Below are 22,423 nucleotides of genomic sequence, written 5' to 3'. Positions count from 1 at the left end.
GACAGGCTGCTCCGCTGCGCTATTCAAATAAACGCGTGGCGCATATGACGGTGAGTGTATTTTTCTTTTAATGCCGTCCCGATTGCTGTAAGCGGTGGTTTTTACTTGAATGAATAAAATCAAATGATTATAATGCCCGTCTTACCAGTCGTTCCCGGTGTTTACACCTGTCTTAACTTGCATTTATTGCACGATCGGCGTAGTATTTGCCACGTTTCAGGCGCGGGGTGGAGCAGCCTGGTAGCTCGTCGGGCTCATAACCCGAAGGTCGTCGGTTCAAATCCGGCCCCCGCAACCAATTAAGTGCATTAAAGAAAGATTACTCGATAGCAGAGTAAAGACGGACGCGGGGTGGAGCAGCCTGGTAGCTCGTCGGGCTCATAACCCGAAGGTCGTCGGTTCAAATCCGGCCCCCGCAACCACTTTCCCTTAGTGTTCTTTTTCAAATATACTGTGGAGACTTTATGCCTTCATCGTTAGATTTGAAAAAAATACTTTCGGAAGGTTCTCCAGGCCGCATTTGCGGCTATAGGGTTCAGTTATCTAAAGCCCCGATTTATCGGGGTTTTTTGTTATCTGACTACAGAATAACTGGGCTTTACGCCCTTTTTTTATGTCTTGGGGGTGGGTTTGTCCACATTAGAGCAAAAATTAACAGAGATGATCACGGCACCAGTTGAAGCACTGGGTTATGAACTGGTCGGCATCGAATTCGTACGCAGTCGCACATCTACGCTGCGCATCTATATTGATAGTGATAATGGCATCAATGTTGACGATTGTGCTGATGTCAGCCACCAGGTAAGCGCGGTTCTGGACGTTGAAGATCCTATTACCGTTGCTTACAACCTGGAAGTCTCCTCACCGGGTCTTGATCGTCCTTTGTTTACCGCTGAACACTACACTCGTTATGTGGGTGAAGAAGTCACACTGGTGCTGCGTATGGCAGTACAAAACCGCCGCAAATGGCAGGGTGTGATTAAGAGTGTTGATGGCGAGATGATCACCGTTACGGTCGAAGGTAAAGATGAAGTGTTCGCGCTGAGCAATATTCAGAAAGCGAACCTGATCCCCCACTTTTAACAGTCTGGATTGAGGTGAAAGGCCCCCAATGAACAAAGAAATTTTGGCTGTTGTTGAAGCTGTTTCCAACGAAAAATCGTTGCCGCGTGAAAAAATTTTTGAAGCGCTGGAAAGTGCTCTGGCGACAGCAACCAAGAAAAAATATGAGCAGGAAATCGACGTTCGCGTAGAAATCGATCGTAAGAGCGGCGATTTTGACACCTTCCGTCGCTGGGTGATTGTTGAAGAAGTCACACAGCCAACGCGTGAAATCACGCTGGAAGCTGCACGCTACGAAGACGAAAGCTTTAACGTAGGCGAATTCGTTGAAGACCAGATTGAATCTGTCACCTTTGACCGCATTACTACGCAGACGGCAAAACAAGTTATCGTCCAGAAAGTGCGTGAAGCAGAGCGCGCGATGGTAGTCGATCAGTTCCGCGATCAGGAAGGCGAAATCGTCACTGGCGTGGTGAAGAAAGTGAACCGCGACAACATCTCTCTGGAAATTAAATCCGAAGGGATGGCCGGTAACGCTGAAGCTGTGATCCTGCGTGAAGATATGCTGCCACGTGAAAACTTCCGTCCGGGTGACCGTATTCGCGGCGTACTTTACGCTGTGCGTCCGGAAGCACGCGGTGCGCAACTGTTCGTGACGCGTTCCAAACCGGAAATGCTGATTGAACTGTTCCGTATCGAAGTGCCTGAAATCGGTGAAGAAGTTATCGAAATCAAAGCCGCTGCACGCGATCCGGGTTCACGTGCGAAAATCGCCGTGAAGACCAACGATAAGCGTATCGATCCTGTCGGTGCCTGCGTAGGTATGCGTGGCGCGCGCGTTCAGGCGGTATCTACCGAACTGGGCGGCGAGCGTATTGATATCGTACTGTGGGACGATAACCCAGCGCAGTTCGTGATTAACGCGATGGCACCTGCCGATGTGGCTTCCATCGTTGTTGATGAAGATAAGCACACCATGGATATCGCCGTGGAAGCGGGCAACCTGGCGCAGGCGATTGGCCGTAATGGTCAAAACGTGCGCCTGGCTTCGCAACTGAGCGGCTGGGATCTCAACGTAATGACCGTTGACGATCTTCAGTCTAAGCATCAGGCGGAAGCCCATGCAGCGATCGACACTTTTACCAAGTACCTCGATATTGACGAAGATTTCGCAACTGTACTGGTAGAAGAAGGTTTCTCGACGCTGGAAGAACTGGCCTATGTGCCAATGAAAGAGCTGCTGGAAATTGACGGTCTTGATGAAGCGACCGTTGAAGCCTTGCGCGATCGCGCTAAGAACGCACTGACCACCCTGGCCCTGGCGCAGGAAGAAAGCCTTGGTAATAACAAGCCGGCTGATGACCTGTTGAATCTCGAAGGGCTGGATCGCGAAATGGCGTTCAAACTGGCTGCTCGTGGTGTTTGTACGCTGGAAGACCTCGCCGACCAGGGCGTTGATGACCTGAGTGATATCGAAGGTCTGACCGACGAAAGAGCGGGTGAGCTGATTATGGCCGCACGTAATATTTGCTGGTTCGGTGACGAAGCGTAATAAACTGTAGCAGGAAGGAACAGCATGACAGATGTAACCGTAAAAACGCTGGCCGTTGAGATTCAGACCTCCGTGGACCGCCTGGTACAGCAATTTGCTGATGCAGGGATCCCGAAGTCAGCTGATGACTCGGTAACGGCACAAGAAAAACAGACGTTGTTAGCGCACCTGAACCGTGAACACGGTTCTGCGCCTGACAAACTGACGTTGCAGCGCAAAACGCGCAGCACACTGAATATCCCTGGCACCGGCGGGAAAAGTAAATCGGTGCAGATCGAAGTCCGCAAAAAACGCACCTTTGTAAAACGCGATCCGCAAGAGGCTGAACGTCTCGCCGCGGAAGAAGAGGCGAAGCGCGAAGCGGAAGAGAAGGCCAGTCGTGAAGCGCAGGAAGCTGCTAAGCGTGAAGCCGAGGATAAAGCCAAACGTGACGCACAAGAGAAAGCGAAACGTGAAGCCGAAGAAAAAGCGAAACGCGAACCCGCTGATACGGCGAAACGCGAAGCTGCGGAAACGAGCAAAGTGAGCAATCAACAATCTGACGAAATGACCAGGACTGCCCAGGCTGAAAAAGCCCGTCGTGAAGCCGAAGCGCAGGAACTTAAGCGCAAAGCCGAAGAAGAGGCACGTCGTAAACTGGAAGAAGAAGCGCGTCGCGTTGCAGAAGAAGCGCGTCGTATGGCGGAAGAAAACGAGAAAAACGGCATCAACGTCGCGGCTGAGCCTGTAGAAGAGAGCAGTGACTATCACGTCACCACTTCTCAGCACGCTCGCCAGGCGGAAGATGACAACGACCGTGAAGTTGAAGGCGGCCGTAGCCGTACGCGTACCGCGAAAGCGCCGCGTCCGAAGAAAGGTAACAAGCATTCTGAATCCAAGGCCGATCGCGAAGAAGCACGTGCTGCGGTTCGCGGTGGTAAAGGCGGCAAGCGTAAAGGTTCCTCTTTACAGCAGAGCTTCCAGAAACCGGTTCAGGCTGTTAACCGTGACGTCATCATTGGTGAAACCATCACCGTGGGCGATCTGGCTAACAAAATGGCAGTAAAAGGCTCTCAGGTCATCAAAGCTATGATGAAACTGGGCGCAATGGCGACCATCAACCAAGTTATTGATCAGGAAACTGCTCAGCTGGTTGCAGAAGAAATGGGCCACAAAGTTATCCTGCGTCGTGAAAACGAGCTGGAAGAAGCGGTAATGAGCGACCGTGACACTGGCGCAGCGGCTGAACCGCGTGCACCAGTTGTAACCATCATGGGTCACGTTGACCACGGCAAAACCTCTCTGCTGGACTACATTCGTTCTACGAAAGTGGCCTCCGGTGAAGCAGGCGGCATTACCCAGCACATCGGTGCCTACCACGTAGAAACCGACAACGGGATGATCACCTTCCTGGATACCCCGGGCCACGCCGCGTTTACCTCCATGCGTGCTCGTGGTGCTCAGGCGACGGATATCGTTGTTCTGGTCGTTGCAGCAGACGATGGCGTGATGCCGCAGACTATCGAAGCAATCCAGCACGCGAAAGCGGCGCAGGTGCCTCTGGTCGTTGCAGTGAACAAAATCGATAAGCCAGAAGCGGACATGGATCGCGTTAAAAACGAACTGTCTCAGTACGGTGTTATGCCGGAAGAGTGGGGCGGCGAATCTCAGTTCATCCCTGTGTCGGCGAAAGCGGGTACCGGTATTGATGACCTGCTGAACGCCATCCTGCTGCAGGCTGAAGTTCTGGAACTGAAAGCCGTGCGTAAAGGTATGGCAAGCGGTGCAGTGATCGAATCCTTCCTGGATAAAGGTCGTGGTCCGGTTGCAACCGTACTGGTACGTGAAGGTACGTTGAATAAAGGCGATATCGTTCTGTGTGGCTTCGAATATGGCCGTGTTCGTGCAATGCGTAACGAACTGGGTCAGGAAGTCCTGGAAGCAGGTCCGTCCATTCCGGTGGAAATCCTCGGTCTGTCAGGTGTTCCGGCTGCCGGTGATGAAGTGACCGTTGTTCGTGACGAGAAGAAAGCGCGTGAAGTTGCGCTGTATCGTCAGGGCAAATTCCGTGAAGTTAAACTGGCTCGCCAGCAGAAATCTAAACTCGAGAACATGTTTGCCAACATGACCGAAGGCGAAGTTCACGAAGTGAACGTCGTTCTGAAGGCCGACGTTCAGGGTTCTGTGGAAGCGATCTCCGATTCTTTACTGAAACTGTCTACCGACGAAGTGAAAGTGAAGATCATCGGTTCTGGCGTAGGTGGTATCACCGAAACCGACGCAACCCTGGCTGCAGCGTCCAACGCGATTCTGGTTGGCTTCAACGTCCGTGCTGATGCTTCTGCGCGTCGCGTGATCGAAGCGGAAAGCCTGGATCTGCGTTACTACTCCGTCATCTATCATCTGATCGACGAAGTGAAAGCGGCAATGAGCGGTATGCTGTCTCCGGAACTGAAACAGCAGATCATCGGTCTGGCTGAAGTACGTGACGTGTTCAAATCACCGAAATTTGGTGCGATCGCGGGCTGTATGGTTACCGAAGGCAACATCAAGCGTCACAACCCAATCCGCGTTCTGCGTGACAACGTGGTTATCTATGAAGGCGAGCTGGAATCCCTGCGCCGCTTCAAAGATGACGTTAACGAAGTCCGTAACGGCATGGAATGTGGTATCGGCGTGAAGAACTACAACGACGTTCGCGTTGGCGACATGATCGAAGTGTTCGAGATCATCGAGATCCAACGTACCATCGCTTAATCTTCGTCTTCTTTAGGGTCGCCACCGTGTTGGCTACCCTAAATACTTAGAAGATTGTTTTGCGTAGACCGGGGAAGCGAAGCGCCACCCGGCAATAATTTTAAAAGGGGCTTTTAGCCCCTTTTTTGTCTGGAGAATTTATTATGGCGAAAGAATTTGGTCGCCCGCAGCGCGTGGCCCAGGAGATGCAAAAAGAGATCGCAATCATCCTGCAACGCGAAATTAAAGATCCCCGTCTGGGCATGATGACCACGGTATCCGGGGTTGAAATGTCTCGCGACCTGGCATATGCCAAGGTGTTCGTTACCTTCCTGAACGACAAAGACGAAGAGGCGGTGAAAGCTGGCCTTAAAGCATTACAGGATGCCTCTGGTTTCATTCGCTCGCTGCTGGGTAAAGCCATGCGTCTGCGTATCGTGCCGGAACTGACCTTCTTCTACGATAACTCGCTGGTTGAAGGCATGCGCATGTCTAACCTGGTGACTAACGTGGTGCGACAGGACGATGAACGTCGTGTTAACCCGGACGAAGACAGCAAGGAGGACTAATGAGTCGTCCTCGTCGTCGCGGTCGCGATGTGCATGGCGTGTTGCTGCTGGATAAGCCGCAGGGCATGTCCAGTAACGACGTGCTGCAAAAAGTAAAACGTATTTATAACGCGAACCGGGCCGGGCATACCGGTGCGCTGGATCCTCTGGCAACCGGCATGCTGCCGATTTGCCTGGGAGAAGCCACCAAGTTTTCCCAGTATTTGCTGGATTCCGACAAGCGTTATCGCGTCATTGCCCGGCTGGGCCAGCGCACCGATACCTCCGATGCGGATGGACAAATCGTTGAAGAACGCCCGGTGAACTTCACCGAAGCCCAACTTGCGGCTGCGCTGGACACCTTCCGTGGCGACATCGAACAAGTGCCATCAATGTATTCCGCCCTGAAATACCAGGGTAAAAAGCTGTATGAATACGCCCGTCAGGGCATTGATGTGCCGCGTGAAGCGCGCCCGATTACTGTTTACGAGTTGCTGTTCATCCGCCATGAAGGCATGGAACTGGAGCTGGAGGTGCACTGTTCAAAAGGCACCTATATCCGCACCATCATTGACGATCTCGGTGAAAAACTCGGCTGTGGCGCGCATGTCATTTTCCTGCGTCGTCTGGCGGTGAGTAAATATCCGGTTGAGCGCATGGTGACGCTGGAACAGTTGCATGAACTGGTTGAGCAGGCCGGGCAGCAGGAATGTCCTGCCGCGCAGTTGCTTGATCCTTTGCTGATGCCGATGGACAGCCCTGCATCGGACTTCCCGGTGGTTAATATCCCGGCGGTTACGGCGGCGTATTTCAAGCAAGGTCAGCCAGTGCGCGCGCAGGAAGCGCCAGCAGAAGGGCTGGTCCGTGTGACGGAAGGCCCGGAAGCCCAGTTTATCGGGATGGCTGAAATTGATGACGAAGGGCGTATCGCTCCGCGTCGCCTCGTTGTTGAGTATCCGGCGTAAAGCACGCAGTACCTTGCGATAACAGGGTACTGCGAGTAGAATATCGCCGCTTAACGTCTGGCCGGATGTTTAACATAAGGCGGCGTTAAATCTGGGGCGGCTGAATTAGAGATCGGCGTCCTGTAATTCTTTTAATTTTGGAGTTTAAAATGTCTCTAAGCGTTGAAGCTAAAGCAAAAATCGTTTCCGAGTTTGGTCGTGGCGAGAACGACAGCGGTTCTACCGAAGTTCAGGTTGCCCTGCTGACTGCCCAGATCAACCACCTGCAAGGTCACTTTGCAGAGCACAAAAAAGATCACCACAGCCGTCGTGGTCTGCTGCGCATGGTTTCTCAGCGTCGTAAACTGCTCGACTACCTGAAGCGTAAAGATGTTGCACGCTACACCGCGCTGATCGAGCGTCTGGGTCTGCGTCGCTAAGTCTGGCGAGTTTCAGAGAAAGGGGCCTTAACGGCCCCTTTTTTCAACCAGACGGCAGCAATTCACTCTAAACTACTGTATTGTTGCTATGAATGATCTTCGTTGCAGAGGTTCGCGCGGCTAATGAGAGGCTTTACCCAATTTGGGTTAGGGTTGTCATTAGTCGCGAGGATGCAGAGAAGATCGGGTTTACACGTCAGCACACCTCATGGTGTGCTGTCATACATTAAGAAAGGATAAAATTTTGCTTAATCCGATCATTCGTAAATTCCAGTACGGTCAGCATACTGTGACCCTGGAAACCGGCATGATGGCGCGTCAGGCAACTGCCGCTGTTATGGTAAGCATGGATGACACTGCGGTTTTCGTAACCGTAGTTGGTCAGAAAAAAGCGAAACCAGGCCAGGACTTCTTCCCGTTGACCGTTAACTACCAGGAGCGTACTTACGCTGCCGGTAAAATCCCGGGTGGCTTCTTCCGTCGTGAAGGCCGTCCAAGCGAAGGCGAAACCCTGATTGCGCGTCTGATTGACCGCCCGGTTCGTCCGCTGTTCCCGGAAGGCTTCGTTAACGAAGTTCAGGTTATCGCAACTGTTGTTTCCGTTAACCCGCAGGTTAACCCGGATATCGTGGCAATGATTGGCGCATCCGCTGCCCTGTCTCTGTCTGGTATTCCATTCAACGGCCCGATCGGTTCTGCTCGCGTAGGTTACATTAATGACCAGTACGTGCTGAACCCGACCCAGGAAGAGCTGAAAGAGAGCAAACTGGATCTGGTTGTTGCCGGTACCGAAGGCGCTGTGCTGATGGTTGAATCCGAAGCAGAACTGCTGAGTGAAGACCAGATGCTGGGCGCGGTGGTATTTGGCCACGAGCAGCAGCAGATCGTTATTCAGAACATCAATGATCTGGTGAAAGAAGCGGGTAAACCGCGTTGGGACTGGCAGCCTGAAGCCGCTAACGATGCGCTGAATGCGCGCGTTGCAGCACTGGCAGAATCCCGTCTGAGCGATGCTTACCGCATCACCGACAAGCAAGAGCGTTACACTCAGGTTGATGCAATCAAATCTGACGCTATTGCTGCACTGCTGGCAGAAGATGAGTCTCTGGACGCGAACGAGCTGGGCGACATTCTGCACGCCATTGAGAAAAACGTTGTTCGTAGCCGCGTACTGGCAGGCGAACCACGTATCGATGGCCGTGAAAAAGACATGATCCGTGGTCTGGACGTGCGTACTGGCGTGCTGCCGCGTACTCACGGTTCTGCACTGTTCACCCGTGGTGAAACTCAGGCGCTGGTTACGGCCACGCTGGGCACCACCCGTGACGCACAGAACATCGATGAACTGATGGGTGAGCGCACTGACAGTTTCCTGTTCCACTATAACTTCCCTCCGTACTCCGTAGGCGAAACCGGTATGGTCGGCTCGCCGAAGCGTCGTGAGATTGGTCACGGTCGTCTGGCGAAGCGCGGCGTACTGGCAGTGATGCCGGAAATCGAGAAATTCCCGTACACCGTTCGTGTGGTTTCTGAAATCACCGAATCTAACGGTTCTTCCTCTATGGCTTCCGTGTGTGGTGCTTCTCTGGCACTGATGGATGCAGGCGTGCCGATTAAAGCCGCCGTTGCGGGTATCGCAATGGGTCTGGTGAAAGAAGGCGACAACTACGTTGTGCTGTCTGACATTCTGGGCGACGAAGATCACCTGGGCGATATGGACTTCAAAGTGGCGGGTTCCCGCGACGGTATCTCTGCACTGCAGATGGATATCAAAATTGAAGGTATCACCAAAGAGATCATGCATGCTGCGCTGAACCAGGCGAAAGGTGCACGTCTGCACATCCTGAGCGTGATGGAGCAAGCGATCAACGCACCGCGTGGCGATATTTCTCAGTTCGCACCGCGTATCCACACCATCAAGATCAGCCCGGACAAGATCAAAGATGTGATCGGTAAAGGCGGTTCTGTGATCCGTGCGCTGACCGAAGAAACAGGCACCACCATCGAAATCGAAGATGACGGTACTGTGAAGATAGCAGCGACCGACGGCGAGAAAGCGAAATTCGCGATTCGTCGTATCGAAGAGATCACCGCAGAAATCGAAGTGGGCCGTATCTATAATGGTAAAGTGACCCGTATCGTCGACTTTGGTGCGTTTGTTGCCATCGGTGGCGGTAAAGAAGGTCTGGTGCACATTTCTCAGATCGCTGATAAGCGTGTAGAGAAAGTCACTGACTACTTGCAAATGGGTCAGGAAGTTCCGGTTAAAGTTCTGGAAGTTGATCGCCAGGGCCGTATCCGTTTAAGCATCAAAGAAGCGACTGAACAGTCTCAGCCAGCAGAAGCGCCACAAGCGCCTGCGGCAGAACAAGGCGAGTAAGGTTGCTATTTAGCTCTCCGTCATTGACGGAGAGCTTTTAATGCCGGGCAGGACGCCGTGTTTGCAGCCGGGGGACAGGACGTTCATCAAATTGTTGTCTTCGGGAGTGGGAAATGAAGCCTTTTTTGCGCTGGTGTTTCGTTGCGACAGCTTTAACGCTGGCAGGATGCAGCAACTCTGCCTGGCGTAAGAGCGAAGTCCTCGCGGTGCCATTGCAACCGACTTTGCAGCAAGAAGTGATTCTGGCACGCATGGAACAAATTCTTGCCAGTCGGGCTTTAACCGACGACGAACGCGCACAGCTTTTATATGAGCGCGGAGTGTTGTATGATAGTCTCGGTCTGAGGGCATTAGCGCGAAATGATTTCTCACAAGCGCTGGCAATCCGACCCGATATGCCTGAGGTGTTTAACTACCTTGGTATATACTTAACGCAAGCGGGCAACTTTGATGCCGCTTATGAAGCGTTTGATTCTGTACTTGAGCTTGATCCAACTTACAACTACGCGCACTTGAATCGCGGTATCGCCCTCTATTACGGCGGACGTGATAAGTTAGCGCAAGATGATCTGCTGGCGTTTTATCAAGACGATCCCAATGATCCTTTCCGCAGCCTGTGGCTTTACGTTGTTGAGCGTAAGCTCGATGAGAAGCAGGCGAAAGAAGCCCTGAAACAGCGCTTCGAGAAATCGGACAAAGAACAATGGGGATGGAACATTGTCGAGTTCTACCTAGGCAACATTAACGAAGCAACGTTAATGGAACGCCTGAAGGCGGACGCAACGGATAACACCTCGCTCGCTGAGCATCTCAGTGAAACCAACTTCTATTTAGGTAAGTACTACCTAAGTCTGGGGGAAATGGACAGCGCCACGGCACTGTTCAAACTGGCGGTTGCTAACAACGTACACAACTTCGTTGAGCACCGTTATGCATTGTTGGAATTAGCGCTCTTGGGCCAGGAGCATGACGACCTGGCAGAATCGGACCAGCAATAGCTGACGAACATATCAGCCCACGATCTCTTTTGATTGCCATCATCTTAACGGGTGAGGGCGTTGTTGTTCGTCAATACACCTAATTTGAGCCGGTTCACACTTTTCAATGAAAATTGCAGATCAATTTCACGATGAGTTATGTAGACTGGCCGCCACTGACATTGAGGCACTTGTACTACATGGCTGAATTCGAAACCACTTTCTCCGATCTGGGGCTGAAAACCTCTATTCTTGAAGCCCTTAACGATCTCGGTTACGAAAAACCATCTCCGATCCAGGCTGAGTGCATCCCGCACCTGCTGTCTGGCCGCGATGTGCTGGGTATGGCCCAGACGGGTAGCGGCAAAACCGCAGCGTTCTCGCTGCCGTTGCTGCACAACATTGACCCGGACCTGCGTGCTCCGCAGATCCTCGTACTCGCTCCGACCCGTGAACTTGCTGTTCAGGTTGCAGAAGCGATGACTGATTTCTCTAAACATATGCATGGCGTAAACGTTGTAGCCCTTTACGGCGGTCAGCGTTATGACGTGCAACTGCGCGCCCTGCGTCAGGGTCCACAAGTTGTTGTGGGCACCCCGGGCCGCCTGCTTGATCACTTAAAACGTGGCACGCTGAACCTGTCCGGCCTGAAAGGTCTGGTACTGGACGAAGCGGATGAAATGCTGCGTATGGGCTTCATCGAAGACGTTGAAACCATCATGGCTGAGATCCCGGCTGAACATCAGACCGCGCTGTTCTCCGCAACCATGCCAGAAGCGATTCGTCGCATTACCCGCCGCTTTATGAAAGAGCCGCAGGAAGTGCGCATTCAGTCCAGCGTAACCACTCGCCCGGACATCAGCCAGAGCTACTGGTCTGTATACGGCATGCGTAAAAACGAAGCGCTGGTGCGTTTCCTGGAAGCAGAAGATTTTGATGCGGCTATCATCTTCGTTCGTACCAAAAATGCGACCCTGGAAGTGGCTGAAGCGCTGGAGCGTAGCGGTTACAACAGCGCCGCGCTGAACGGTGACATGAACCAGGCACTGCGTGAGCAAACCCTGGAGCGCCTGAAAGATGGTCGTCTGGACATCCTGATTGCAACCGACGTTGCGGCCCGTGGCCTGGACGTTGAGCGTATCAGCCTGGTTGTTAACTACGACATCCCGATGGACTCCGAGTCTTACGTTCACCGTATCGGTCGTACCGGTCGTGCGGGTCGTGCAGGTCGTGCACTGCTGTTCGTTGAGAACCGCGAGCGTCGTCTGCTGCGTAACATCGAACGCACCATGAAGCTGACCATTCCGGAAGCAGAACTGCCGAACGCAGAACTGCTGGGCAAACGCCGTCTGGAAAAATTTGCCGCTAAAGTTCAGCAGCAACTGGAAAGCAGCGATCTGGATCAGTACCGTGCTCTGCTGGCGAACATCCAGCCGACCGCGGAAGGTGAAGCGCTGGATATCGAAACCCTGGCTGCGGCACTGCTGAAAATGGCGCAGGGCGAACGTTCTCTGATCGTACCGCCAGATGCACCGATGCGTCCGAAGCGTGAATTCCGTGAGCGTGACGAGCGTTTTGAACGTCGTGGCGACCGTAACGATCGTGGTCCGCGTGGTGATCGTCCTGAGCGTGGTGGTGAAGATCGTCCGCGTCGTGAGCGTCGTGACGCTGGCGAAATGGAACTGTATCGCATCGAAGTGGGCCGTGATGATGGCGTTGAAGTTCGTCACATTGTTGGCGCTATCGCTAACGAAGGCGACATCAGCAGCCGTTACATCGGTAACATCAAGCTGTTTGGTACGCACTCCACTATCGAGCTGCCGAAAGGTATGCCGGGCGAAGTTCTGCAACACTTCACCCGCACGCGTATTCTGAACAAGCCGATGAACATGCAACTGCTGGGCGATGCACAGCCGCATGAGCGTCGCGGTGGTAGCGATCGTCCGGCGGGTGAACGTCGCTTCGGTGGCGGCGAGCGTCGCGAAGGCAACCGTGGTCCGCGTCGTGAAGGCGCAGCACCGGGTGCAGGTCGCTTCAGCGGCGAACGTCGTGAAGGCAGCCGTGGTCCGCGTCGTGAAGACGGTGCCGCAACTGGCCGTCGTCGCTTCGGTGATGCATAATCGCATAAAAGATTTACTGTAAAGTAAAGCTTCCAGCCCCGATCTCAACCATCGGGGCTTTTTTTCTTTCTTTTGTACTCATGTACTGGTACATTGCGGCGGTTGCTTCATTGACTGGAGCTTTTACTGAAAACAGGAGAAATACCGGGATGGCGACCTTAACGACCACACAAACGACTCCCTCGCTACTGGCGGGAGTGGTTATCATCGGCGGCACGATTATTGGCGCTGGCATGTTTTCTCTGCCGGTGGTGATGTCGGGGGCGTGGTTCTTCTGGTCGCTGGCAGCACTGGTTTTCACCTGGTTTTGCATGCTGCACTCCGGGCTGATGATCCTCGAAGCCAACCTGAACTACCGTATCGGTGCGAGCTTCGACACCATCACCAAAGATTTGCTGGGCAAAGGCTGGAATGTGGTCAACGGCATTTCCATTGCCTTTGTGCTCTATATTCTGACCTACGCCTACATTTCGGCGAGCGGCTCCATTCTGCATCACACCCTCTCTGAAATGTCGCTTAACGTCCCGGCGCGGCTGGCGGGATTGAGTTTTGCCTTGCTGGTGGCTTTCGTGGTCTGGCTGAGCACCAAAGCCGTCAGCCGCATGACGGCTATCGTATTGGGTGCCAAAGTCATCACTTTCTTTCTTACTTTCGGTAGCCTGCTGGGGCATGTGGAACCCGCCACGTTACTGAACGTTGGCGAAAGCCACGCGTCCTACACTCCCTATTTACTGATGACGCTGCCGTTCTGTCTGGCCTCATTTGGATACCACGGTAACGTACCGAGCCTGATGAAGTTTTACGGCAAAGATCCGCGCACCATTGTACGCTGCATTATCTTCGGATCCTTACTGGCGCTGGCGCTGTACACCATCTGGCTGCTCGGCACCATGGGCAACATTCCGCGCCCGGCGTTTATCGGCATTGCAGCAAAGGGTGGCAACATTGATGTGCTGGTAGAAGCGCTAAGTGGTGTGCTGAACAGTCGCAGTCTGGATCTGCTGCTGGTGGTGTTTTCAAACTTTGCCGTCGCCAGCTCTTTCCTGGGCGTGACGCTGGGCCTGTTTGATTATCTGGCCGATCTGTTTGGTTTTGATGATTCTGCGATGGGACGATTTAAAACCGCGTTGCTGACGTTCCTGCCGCCGGTCGTTGGCGGCCTGTTGTGGCCGAACGGCTTTTTATACGCGATTGGTTATGCCGGGCTTGCGGCAACCATCTGGGCGGCAATTGTCCCTGCGCTGCTGGCACGTAAATCACGCAAGCGCTTCGGCAGCCCAACTTTCCGCGTCTGGGGCGGAAAGCCAATGATTGCATTGATCCTGGTGTTCGGGGTAGGGAACGCAGTGGTGCATATTTTATCGAGCTTTAATCTGTTGCCGATTTATCAGTAATATTTACCCCTCACCCTAACCCTCTCCCAGGGGAGAGGGGACAGATCGAGCGCGATCCCGGTTTAGGTGAGAGAAGACAGCTCGAGCGCGGACCAGGTTTTCTCCCTCTCCCTGTGGGAGAGGGCCGGGGTGAGGGGCTACCCAATCACCTTACCCCAGCAACCCCTCTTTCACCTGCATCGCCAAATCAAACGAATGCAGTCGCGCCTGGTGATCAAAAATCTGGCCGTTGACCATAATCTCATCGGCCTGGGTTTCACGCAGAATCGACTCCAGCCCGTGCCGCACTTTCGCGGTATCACCCACCAGCGACATGCTCAGTGCCTGCTGCACGCCGTACTGCTCTGCTGGTGACCAGAACTGATCCATATTTTCAATCGGCGGCGGCAGTTGTCCGGTTTCGCCCCGGCGCAGCTTCACAAACGCCTGCTGCATGGACGTGAACAGGTATTCCGCATCGCGGTTACTGTCGGCGGCAACGATATTGATGCAGACCATCGCATACGGCTTTTCCAGACGCGCCGAAGGCTTAAAGTTGGTGCGGTACAGATGCAGCGCCTGGAACAGCATATCCGGAGCGAAGTGCGAGGCGAATGCGAACGGCAGACCAAGCTGGGCGGCCAGTTGTGCGCTGTAGAGGCTCGATCCCAACAGCCATACCGGGATTTTCTCGCCGTAACCCGGCACCGGCCGCACATGTGGATTTGGATCGCGGGCATCAAACCAGTCCACCAGTTCCGCCACGTCGCGCGGGAAATTATCAATATCACCACTCATATGACGGCACAGCGCCATCATGGTGCGCTGGTCGCTGCCCGGCGCACGGCCCAGACCGAGATCGATACGCCCCGGATAAAGCGTATTGAGCGTGCCGAACTGCTCGGCAATCACCAGCGGGGAGTGGTTCGGCAGCATCACGCCGCCGGAACCCAGGTGCAGAGTGGTCGTGTTCGCCGCCAGATAGCCAATCAGCACCGAGGTTGCGGCGCTGGCGATGCCGGTCATATTGTGGTGTTCCGCCAGCCAGAAGCGGTGATAACCGCGCTTTTCAGCCAGACGAGCGAGATCTAACGAGTGTCCAAACGCGTCACGGGCAGACGCGCCCTGCGGGATCGGTGCCAGGTCCAGCACCGAAAATGAAATGGATTTATCAGACATAACAGCTCACTTTGTCGACGATGTATCTTTTAATAGTGCATTAAAATTTAATAACTGTTGTTAACAAAGTGAGCTTTTTTTCAGAGCTGCAACTCCAGCCCGGCCAGGCGCTTCCAGTAACCATTGCAATCACTGTTGGCAGCCAGCGGCAGCGGGGCGGTGCCGTTTTCATTGGCCCGGAAGGCGTCGAGCATGGCGAACGTCTCATTGCCCATCGGTGACAGGCGCACCATATCCACCAGCCCGTGCATTGACGTTAGTTCATTGCCGAGGTTATAGACGTAGCCGCTCATCGTCTGGATGCCGTTAAGCACAAACACCTGCTGATTTTCCTGCGACAGCACGTTACGCCCGGTCGGGTATTTAATGCAGCAGGTTTCACATTCATCTTTTGGCCGATCTTCCGAACGGGCGGTGAAGCAGCGGGCGGAGTAGGCCAGCGGCAGATGCCCGTAGCTCAGCACTTCTACGTCAAACTGGTTACGAATGCCCAGTTCGTCACACTGATTCAGCAAATTCACCAGCCAGTCGCGGGAGAGTTCCACCGGCATACACCAGCGCACCATGCCCTGTTTCAGCAGCAGGCGAAGCGTCACCGCGTTATAGCAATTGAGCGCATGTCCGGCGACAAACGGTAGCTTGCGCTCGGCACACAGATTCACCACGCCGAGATCGCTGGCTTCCACCAAAAATTCCCCGTTCTCGACATAACGCTTCAATTCGCCCAGTTCGGATGATGCCTGCACCAGCGCAAGGGTAGAGAGCACCACCTGTTTGCCGCTCCCGGCGAGGGCTTTTGCCATGTCCAGCCAGTCGCCGGTTTTGGTGGCGCGGCGCTTGCTGCACACGGCTTCGCCAAGATAGATAACGTCAGCGCTGCTGGTGGCTGCCTGCTGATAAAAGTCGGTCAGCGTCTCTTTCGACCAGTAATAAAGCACCGGCCCTAATGAATATTTCATGGTTGTTCTCACTGCCATTTACGGTGATATGCGCCAAGGGTGGTTTGCGTGCCTTCCGACATCGCCCCAAGCGTCTCCATCCATGCGGCCTGCGGCGCATAGCTTTCCGGCGCGGCCATACATTTGTCGATGGCCTGACGCCAGACTTTCGCCACCTGGCTGACATACGCCGGGCTGCGCTGGCGGCCTTCGATTTTCACCGAGGCGATATTTGCCGCCAGAAGTTCAGGTAACAGTTCCAGTGTGTTCAGGCTGGTGGGTTCTTCCAGCGCGTGATAGCGCTCGCCCTCTACCATATAGCGGCCTTTACACAGCGTCGGATACCCGGCGTTTTCGCCATCCTGATAGCGGTCGATCAGCACTTCATTGAGACGGGACTCCAGCCCCTGCGGGGTTTGCTGCCAGCGCACAAAGCGGGCGGGCGAGCAGGCTCCCACGGTATTGGGCGACTCGCCGGTCAGGTAAGACGACAGATAGCAGCGCCCCTCGGCCATAATGCACAGGCTGCCGAAGGCGAAGACCTCCAGCGGAACCGGCGTAGTACGCGCCAGTTGTTTCACCTGGTGAATCGACAGGACGCGCGGCAGTACCACACGGGCCACATCAAAGTGGCGATGATAAAAACGGATCGCTTCGTCGTTGGTTGCCGACGCCTGCACAGAAACGTGGCGCTCAATGTGCGGGTAACGTTCGGCGGCGTATTCCAGCATCGCCAGATCCGCCAGAATCAGCGCATCCGCGCCGAGTTGTGCCGCCATATCCACCGCCCGCTGCCAGCGTGCGTAGCCGTCGGGGTGGGCAAAGGTATTAATGGCGATATGCAGTTTTTTGCGATGCTGATGCACATAGCTCACCGCTTCCTGGAGCTTTTTCTCCGTGAAGTTGAGTCCGGCAAAATGGCGGGCATTAGTATCATCTTTCAGGCCGATATAAACGGCGTCAGCCCCGTTTTCGATGGCCGCCTTCAGCGCCGGGAGATTTCCGGCCGGGCAGAGCAACTCCATAAGATATCCTGCAATTTGACGGGCCAGCAGGCCCGGGTGCACGTGCGAGGTGCTAAAAATGTTAACGAACTGGGATTTTAGTTAACCCTTCGGCGACAATTTTTGATTTGAGGCAGTTAATCGCGTATTCATGACATCCATAAAGGTGTATTTCTTCTCCGTAATTGTTGATTTACGCCGCTATGTCAGTTGTGCGATATGGCAGAATACGCACACGTTTCATTTCAGGGAGTAAAGCTTGTGTTGGATAAACTGCGCTCACGTCTCGTTCTCGCGGGCCCTTCATTACTGAGTGTGCCCGTCAAACTTGCGCCTTTTGCGCTGAGACGCCAGGTGCTGGAACAGATGCTGCGCTGGCAATTTCAGCAGGCGCTGGCGGAGGGAGAACTTGAGTTCCTCGAAGGACGCTGGTTAAGTATTGAGGTGCGTGATATCGGCCTGAAGTGGTATACCTCTGTTGCAGAGGGGCAGCTTATTGTGCGTCAGACTGCCACCGCCGATGTCAGCTTTAGCGCGGATGCCAGCGATTTGCTGATGATAGCCGCCCGCAAGCAGGATCCAGACACGCTGTTCTTCCAGCGCCGCCTGGTCATTGAAGGCGATACCGAACTTGGGCTGTACGTTAAAAACCTGATGGACGCCATTGAACTGGAGCAGATGCCAAAACCCTTGCGCGTCATGCTGATGCAACTGGCGGACTTTGTTGAAGCGGGCCTGCAACCTCCCGCAGCAACCAAACCAATCACTGTAGGTGAGCCATGCTGATTAGAGTCGAAATACCCATTGATGCGCCAGGCATTGACGCATTACTCCGTCGCGCCTTCAACGGGGATGGCGAAGCCGGTCTGGTACACGATTTGCGTGAAGACGGTTTAATCACGCTGGGCCTTGTCGCCACGGATGATGAAGGGCAGGTGATTGGCTATGTGGCCTTCAGCCCGGTGACCATTCAGGGTGAGGACATGCAGTGGGTGGGACTGGCACCGCTGGCGGTAGATGAAAACTATCGCGGTCAGGGGCTGGCGCGCCAGCTGGTGTATGAAGGACTGGATTCACTCAATGAATTTGGTTATGCCGCTGTGGTGGCGCTGGGCGACTCCGCGTTTTACAGCCGTCTTGGTTTTGAGCAGGCCGCACACTACGATCTCCACTGCCGCTGGCCGGGCACGGAAAGCGCATTCCAGATCCATCCGCTGGCCGATGATGCCTTAAAAGGCGTGACGGGCCTCGTGGAGTATCACGATCATTTCAATCGCTTTTAAGCGCGGGCATCTGCAGGCTGCTTAACAGCGCCTCAAACGAACCGTCATTGGTAACGAGGCGTTCTTTCTGGCGCTTCGTTAACTGCTTGATCCGATACTCAATCTTTAACGCAAGTGAGCGTTCACCAACCTGAGCAGCAAAGGCCAGCCGTAGCTCGCCTTTACCCCGTAATGCCTTCGCGCCTTTACCCGTCTGGTGCTGAGTCACGCGACGCGAAACATCCGTCGTAATGCCCGTGTAGAGAGAGTCATCAGCGGTGCGAATAAGATAGAGAAACCAGGGCGTCATCACAGCGTTCACATAAGAGTCAGTGGGCGCAACATAGCATGAGGAATACGACAGATGGAATCACTCGCAGCCATTAATCGCTGGCTGGCAAAGCAACATGTATTAACCTGGTGTGTGGCAAATCAGGGAGAGTTGTGGTGCGCAAACGCCTTTTATCTCTTTGATAGCAAAAAAGTCGCGTTCTACATCCTCAGTGAAGATCATACCCGCCATGCACAGATGACCGGGCCGCAGGCTAAAGTGGCAGGCACCGTCAACGGACAGCCGAAAACCGTGGCGTTAATCCGTGGCGTGCAGTTTAAAGGGGTGATCCGTCGGCTAAATGAAGAAGAAAGCGAGGCCCTGCGTGAGCAGTACAACCGTCGCTTTCCGGTTGCCAGAGTGCTGGCGGCTCCCGTCTGGGAGATCGAACTTGATGAAATCAAATTCACCGACAACACACTGGGCTTTGGTAAAAAACTTCACTGGCTACGCGACTCAGGTACCGAGTAGACGCAGCGATTCGCGGTTAAACGCGGGCAAATCATCCGGGGTACGACTGGTGACGATCTGATCGTTATCGATCACCACTTCCTGGTCGTAGAACTCCACGCCTGCGTTTTTCAAATCAATGACGATAGGCTTCACCGCCGTCAACTTACGCCCGCGTACCACCTCTGCGCTGATAAGCAACTGCGGGCCGTGGCAAATCGCAAACACCGGCTTGCCGGAATTCACAAAGTCACGGGTAAACGTCACAAAACGCTCATCGCCGCGCAGTAAATCGGGAGAGTGACCGCCCGGCAGCAACAGCGCATCAAAATCATCAGGCGACACCTCATCAATGCTTTTATCGATGGTTACGGTCGCTTCGCCTTCTTTCCCGCTGACGGTTTTCCCGGCTTCTTTCTCAATGGTGATCACCTCATGGCCCGCTTTCCGGTACGCTTCTGCGGGAGAGGTATATTCTGAATCTTCAAACTCGTCGGTGATCAAGACTGCAATCTTCTTGCCCATACTTCCTCCGTTGTTTTGGCTTCAGACAGGTGAATTCGCCGTAAATCGTTAATAATGACGAAGACCAGACTCTAAGTTTGGTTCAGCACAATGACATTGCAAGGCGGACTAATCTGTAAACAGGAGAAGCTATGAGTCAGGTATTGATCACAGGCGCAACGGGACTGGTTGGTGGGCACTTACTGCGGATGCTCATCCAGACGCGTGAAGTTACCTCGATCGCCGCACCCACTCGCCGCCCGCTTGATCCCACACCCAGGGTATTTAATCCTTACGATCCGCAGCTTACTGACGCGCTTGCTCAGGTCACCGATCCGGTGGATATCGTTTTTTGTTGCCTCGGCACCACCCGGCGCGAGGCGGGCAGCAAAGAGGCATTTATTCACGCCGATTATACGCTGGTGGTGGATACCGCGCTGACGGGGCTACGGCTGGGGGCAAAACATATGCTGGTGGTCAGCTCAATGGGCGCGAATGCCCGCTCGCCCTTTTTCTATAACCAGGTGAAAGGCAAAATGGAGGACGCGCTTAAAGCACAGCGCTGGGAACACCTGACCATCGCCCGCCCGTCAATGCTGCTCGGCGACCGCACGAAGCACCGCTTTAACGAATCGCTGATGGCTCCGTTATTCCGTCTGCTGCCCGGTAACTTAAAATCCATAAATGCGCGAGATGTGGCCACCGCTATGCTGGTCACCGCGCTGTCACCCGCGCAGGAAGGGGTGACGGTGTTAAGCTCAGCGCAGTTGCGGGAGATCGCTGAGCGCGAGAAAGAGTAAAATAGTTCCCAAAGCCTGACGCCAGGCGTAGTATTTGCCCGCTCAATAATATCCATAATGATCCCCGGGGAATGCTATGACTGGTCAGTCTTCATCTCAGGCGGTAACACCGGTTCAGTGGTGGAAACCCGCACTCTTTTTTCTCGTCGTTATCGTCGGCCTCTGGTATGTGAAATGGCAGCCTTATTACGGCAAAGCCTTTCTCGCTGCCGACACGCACAGCATCGGTAAATCGATTCTCGGCCAGGCGGCGGCAACGCCCTGGCAGGCAGCGCTCGACTACGCCATGGTTTACTTCCTCGCCGTCTGGAAAGCCGCCGTGCTCGGCGTACTGCTCGGCTCGCTGATCCAGGTCTTAATTCCGCGCGACTGGTTGCTGCGCACGCTCGGTCAACCGCGCTTTCGCGGCACGCTTCTGGGAACGTTGTTTTCGCTGCCGGGCATGATGTGCTCGTGCTGTGCCGCGCCGGTCACCGCCGGAATGCGCCGCCAGCAGATTTCCATGGGCGGGGCGCTGGCGTTCTGGATGGGCAATCCGCTGTTGAATCCCGCCACGCTGGTGTTTATGGGTTTTGTACTCGGCTGGCATTTCGCGCTGATCCGCCTGGCGGCGGGGCTGGTGACCGTGCTCGGTGTGGCGATGCTGGTGCAGCGTCTGGTGAAGGACGATGCGCAACCACTGGCACCCGTTGAGATGGCGACACCACAGCCGCCGCAGGGCGATTTCCTGACGCGCTGGGGCAGAGCGCTGTGGTCATTATTCTGGAGCACTATCCCTGTTTACATTCTGGCGGTGCTGGTCCTGGGTGCCGCGCGCGTCTGGCTGTTCCCGCATGCGGAAGGCGCGGTGGATAACACGCTGCTGTGGGTCATCGCGATGGCGGTGGTGGGGTGCCTGTTTGTGATCCCAACGGCTGCGGAAATCCCGATTGTGCAGACTATGATGCTGGCTGGCATGGGCATCGCGCCCGCGCTGGCACTGCTGATCACCCTTCCGGCGGTGAGTCTGCCGTCGCTGATAATGCTGCGTAAATCGTTCCCGGCAAAAGCCTTGTGGCTGACGGGTGGGCTGGTGGCGGTGTGTGGTGTGCTGACCGGTGCTGTTGCGCTGGTGTGATTTACCCTCACCCTAACCCTCTCCCAATGGGAGAGGGAACAGTCCGGGCTTTTCACCCTCTCACGGAGGGAGAGGGGTTAGTCCGGGCGCGGACTCGTTTTTCCCCCTCTCCCATTGGGAGAGGGCCGGGGTGAGGGGAAAGGGGACTTACTGAATAAACGTAAACGCCGTGGTCACATGCTTCACGCCGCTGACCCGGCTGGCGATATCCGCTGCCGCTTTCGCTTCGCGCTCGGTCAGCAGGCCCAGCAGGAAGACTTCGCCATTTTCCGTCGTCACTTTCACGTTCGACGACTTAACCTGGTCGCTGCCCAGCAACTGCGAACGCACTTTCGTGGTGATCCAGGTGTCATTTGACGCCGTGCCCAGACCAATCGGCTGGCCCTGGCGGATCTCGTTATACACTTCCGTCGCGCCATCCACGCCCATCGCGATCTGTTTGGCGCGTGATGCGAGTTCACTGTTTGGCGACTGGCCCACCAGCAGCACTTTGCCCTGATAAGCGGTGACGTTAATACGCGCGTTTTTCTTGATCTGCTCGTCTTTCGACAGCGCATTATTCACGCGAACTTCCAGCGTTCCGTCATCGACCTGGGTGCCAACGCTGCGCGGATCGGTTGCTGCTTTCGTACCAACCGCCGCCGTGCCCACGACCGCTGCGGCAACACATCCCTGAAGCAGTAGCGCAGAAATAAGGACTGCGAGGGGCGAAAATGCCTTCATGTGT

The 22,423-nt window shown here is 54.6% G+C and carries 22 protein-coding genes and 2 tRNA genes; 18 read left to right on the top strand and 6 right to left on the bottom strand.

Annotated elements, in window-relative coordinates; translation table 11 throughout:
• Positions 1–221 precede the first annotated feature (221 nt).
• The 13 genes from BM373_RS16815 to mtr all read left to right on the top strand — a co-directional run bounded on the left by BM373_RS16815 (position 222) and on the right by mtr (position 14,132).
• Positions 222–298, top strand: a tRNA-Met gene (locus BM373_RS16815).
• Between the two features lie 47 nt (positions 299–345).
• Positions 346–422 (top strand) — tRNA-Met (locus tag BM373_RS16810).
• A gap of 208 nt (positions 423–630) precedes the next feature.
• The gene (gene rimP / locus BM373_RS16805; RefSeq protein ID WP_143102675.1) at positions 631–1,083 is read left to right on the top strand and encodes a ribosome maturation factor RimP; all 453 of its coding nucleotides are present in this window, start codon (positions 631–633) and stop codon (positions 1,081–1,083) included.
• Between the two features lie 28 nt (positions 1,084–1,111).
• Entirely contained in the window at positions 1,112–2,614 is a 1,503-nt protein-coding gene (nusA, locus tag BM373_RS16800) for a transcription termination factor NusA (RefSeq protein WP_090463866.1), read from the top strand.
• A 24-nt stretch (positions 2,615–2,638) separates the two neighbouring features.
• Positions 2,639–5,350, top strand: a complete 2,712-nt coding sequence (infB, locus tag BM373_RS16795) for a translation initiation factor IF-2 (RefSeq protein WP_090463862.1) — start codon at positions 2,639–2,641, stop codon at positions 5,348–5,350.
• Positions 5,351–5,493: 143 nt separating this feature from the next.
• Complete coding sequence (gene rbfA, locus BM373_RS16790; protein ID WP_090463859.1) at positions 5,494–5,898, top strand: 30S ribosome-binding factor RbfA; 405 nt, start codon at positions 5,494–5,496, stop codon at positions 5,896–5,898.
• Entirely contained in the window at positions 5,898–6,842 is a 945-nt protein-coding gene (truB, locus tag BM373_RS16785) for a tRNA pseudouridine(55) synthase TruB (protein ID WP_090463856.1), read from the top strand. The genes rbfA and truB overlap by 1 nt, the downstream gene beginning before the upstream one ends.
• Positions 6,843–6,991: 149 nt before the next feature.
• Positions 6,992–7,261, top strand: a complete 270-nt coding sequence (gene rpsO, locus BM373_RS16780; RefSeq protein WP_004385056.1) for a 30S ribosomal protein S15 — start codon at positions 6,992–6,994, stop codon at positions 7,259–7,261.
• A gap of 244 nt (positions 7,262–7,505) precedes the next feature.
• The gene (gene pnp / locus BM373_RS16775) at positions 7,506–9,641 is read left to right on the top strand and encodes a polyribonucleotide nucleotidyltransferase (RefSeq protein ID WP_090463854.1); all 2,136 of its coding nucleotides are present in this window, start codon (positions 7,506–7,508) and stop codon (positions 9,639–9,641) included.
• Between the two features lie 113 nt (positions 9,642–9,754).
• Entirely contained in the window at positions 9,755–10,639 is an 885-nt protein-coding gene (nlpI, locus tag BM373_RS16770; protein WP_090463851.1) for a lipoprotein NlpI, read from the top strand.
• A 106-nt stretch (positions 10,640–10,745) separates the two neighbouring features.
• The gene (gene yrbN / locus BM373_RS21500; protein WP_123349176.1) at positions 10,746–10,826 is read left to right on the top strand and encodes a protein YrbN; all 81 of its coding nucleotides are present in this window, start codon (positions 10,746–10,748) and stop codon (positions 10,824–10,826) included.
• Complete coding sequence (locus BM373_RS16765) at positions 10,819–12,738, top strand: DEAD/DEAH family ATP-dependent RNA helicase (RefSeq protein WP_090463848.1); 1,920 nt, start codon at positions 10,819–10,821, stop codon at positions 12,736–12,738. Before yrbN ends, BM373_RS16765 begins: the two co-directional genes overlap by 8 nt.
• A 149-nt stretch (positions 12,739–12,887) precedes the next feature.
• On the top strand, positions 12,888–14,132 hold the full coding sequence (gene mtr, locus BM373_RS16760) for a tryptophan permease (protein WP_090463842.1): 1,245 nt from the start codon (positions 12,888–12,890) through the stop codon (positions 14,130–14,132).
• Positions 14,133–14,282: 150 nt separating this feature from the next.
• Here the strand turns inward: mtr and BM373_RS16755 are convergent, their stop codons facing one another.
• The 3 genes from BM373_RS16755 to BM373_RS16745 all read right to left on the bottom strand — a co-directional run bounded on the left by BM373_RS16755 (position 14,283) and on the right by BM373_RS16745 (position 17,253).
• Complete coding sequence (locus BM373_RS16755; protein WP_090463839.1) at positions 14,283–15,290, bottom strand: luciferase-like monooxygenase; 1,008 nt, start codon at positions 15,288–15,290, stop codon at positions 14,283–14,285.
• Between the two features lie 80 nt (positions 15,291–15,370).
• A complete protein-coding gene (locus BM373_RS16750) occupies positions 15,371–16,267 on the bottom strand; it encodes a U32 family peptidase (protein ID WP_090463836.1) in 897 nt (298 codons plus the stop codon).
• A complete protein-coding gene (locus BM373_RS16745; protein ID WP_090463833.1) occupies positions 16,258–17,253 on the bottom strand; it encodes a ubiquinone anaerobic biosynthesis protein UbiU in 996 nt (331 codons plus the stop codon). Before BM373_RS16745 ends, BM373_RS16750 begins: the two co-directional genes overlap by 10 nt.
• 240 nt (positions 17,254–17,493) lie before the next feature.
• On the opposite strand from BM373_RS16745, the gene BM373_RS16740 reads away from it, so the two are divergent.
• Entirely contained in the window at positions 17,494–18,018 is a 525-nt protein-coding gene (locus BM373_RS16740; protein ID WP_090463831.1) for a ubiquinone anaerobic biosynthesis accessory factor UbiT, read from the top strand.
• Positions 18,012–18,515, top strand: coding sequence for a GNAT family N-acetyltransferase (locus BM373_RS16735; RefSeq protein WP_090463828.1), 504 nt, complete (start codon positions 18,012–18,014; stop codon positions 18,513–18,515). Before BM373_RS16740 ends, BM373_RS16735 begins: the two co-directional genes overlap by 7 nt.
• On the opposite strand, the gene BM373_RS16730 is transcribed toward BM373_RS16735, so the two are convergent.
• Positions 18,502–18,804: a GIY-YIG nuclease family protein gene (locus BM373_RS16730; RefSeq protein WP_090463895.1), complete on the bottom strand. Its 303-nt coding sequence runs from the start codon at positions 18,802–18,804 to the stop codon at positions 18,502–18,504. The two genes, BM373_RS16735 and BM373_RS16730, sit on opposite strands and share 14 nt — an antisense overlap.
• A 54-nt stretch (positions 18,805–18,858) precedes the next feature.
• On the opposite strand from BM373_RS16730, the gene BM373_RS16725 reads away from it, so the two are divergent.
• Complete coding sequence (locus tag BM373_RS16725; protein WP_090463825.1) at positions 18,859–19,296, top strand: YhbP family protein; 438 nt, start codon at positions 18,859–18,861, stop codon at positions 19,294–19,296.
• Here BM373_RS16725 and BM373_RS16720 read toward each other — a convergent pair.
• Positions 19,282–19,800, bottom strand: coding sequence for a type 1 glutamine amidotransferase domain-containing protein (locus BM373_RS16720; RefSeq protein WP_090463822.1), 519 nt, complete (start codon positions 19,798–19,800; stop codon positions 19,282–19,284). The genes BM373_RS16725 and BM373_RS16720 overlap by 15 nt on opposite strands.
• Positions 19,801–19,931: 131 nt before the next feature.
• On the opposite strand from BM373_RS16720, the gene BM373_RS16715 reads away from it, so the two are divergent.
• A complete protein-coding gene (locus tag BM373_RS16715; RefSeq protein WP_090463819.1) occupies positions 19,932–20,579 on the top strand; it encodes an NAD(P)H-binding protein in 648 nt (215 codons plus the stop codon).
• 76 nt (positions 20,580–20,655) lie between these two features.
• Positions 20,656–21,696, top strand: a complete 1,041-nt coding sequence (locus BM373_RS16710) for a permease (protein WP_090463816.1) — start codon at positions 20,656–20,658, stop codon at positions 21,694–21,696.
• 147 nt (positions 21,697–21,843) lie between these two features.
• Here the strand turns inward: BM373_RS16710 and dolP are convergent, their stop codons facing one another.
• Complete coding sequence (gene dolP, locus BM373_RS16705; RefSeq protein WP_090463813.1) at positions 21,844–22,419, bottom strand: division/outer membrane stress-associated lipid-binding lipoprotein; 576 nt, start codon at positions 22,417–22,419, stop codon at positions 21,844–21,846.
• Positions 22,420–22,423: the final 4 nt, after the last annotated feature.

The organism is Enterobacter sp. kpr-6 (assembly GCF_900116015.1).
GTDB lineage: Bacteria > Pseudomonadota > Gammaproteobacteria > Enterobacterales > Enterobacteriaceae > Enterobacter_D.
Note: the sequence above shows the minus strand (reverse complement) of the source record. Positions and strands in the feature narration are given on the sequence as shown.